The organism is Mesorhizobium sp. BHbdii (genome assembly GCF_053848045.1).
In genome coordinates this window covers 1-574 of sequence record NZ_JBSPKX010000096.1, presented here as the reverse complement: position 1 = coordinate 574, position 574 = coordinate 1, and the positions used below count along the sequence as shown (strand labels likewise).

At 59.4% G+C, this 574-nt stretch carries 1 pseudogene; it reads right to left on the bottom strand.

Annotated features, from left to right (window positions below):
• Positions 1-320: pseudogene (locus ACWTU8_RS32030) on the bottom strand (AMP-dependent synthetase); the annotation flags it as partial.
• Positions 321-574: the final 254 nt, after the last annotated feature.

The following is a 574-nucleotide window of genomic DNA, read 5'->3' as shown; positions in this document are numbered from 1 at the left end:
GCCACCGGATACCAGAGCGTATTTCCGATGAGGATCCCGACCGCCTTGCCTGGTGGGGTCGAACCATCAATCGCACCCGCCAGGTTTTGGACCGCGTTGAGCAGTTCCGAAAAGCTGAGGGACGTAGAGCCGTCACTGATCGCGATCTTGTCCGGGTATTTTTCGACAATCCGCTTCAGGTGCGAGAATGCCGATTTTTCGGAGAAGTCATCGCCCATCCGCGGGAAGAGGCGGCTGGTGGGTCCGCCCATGTCCAGAGGGCGAGTGGAGGCCTGTTTCCACGTGAAGCCGTCAGGAGGGCCGTTGCCGCGCAGGATCACAACCTCTTGATCCGTTGTCGGTCCGCCAACGGATGGCAAGGCGCGTGGAAAACGGCTCTCTAAACGCGGGCGCCCCGACGTCTCCAACACAGCCCCCTTGTTTGCTGACTGGCTTTGCCGTGTCGTACGCGACCGTGTCGGCGCTGGCATCGTTAGAACGAATGAGTTCCAGCTCAACTCATCCATCCGACAGCGAATGCCGCTGCATGGCCGCATCGCCCAATTCCTTGCTTCATTTAAACAGACGAGGACAA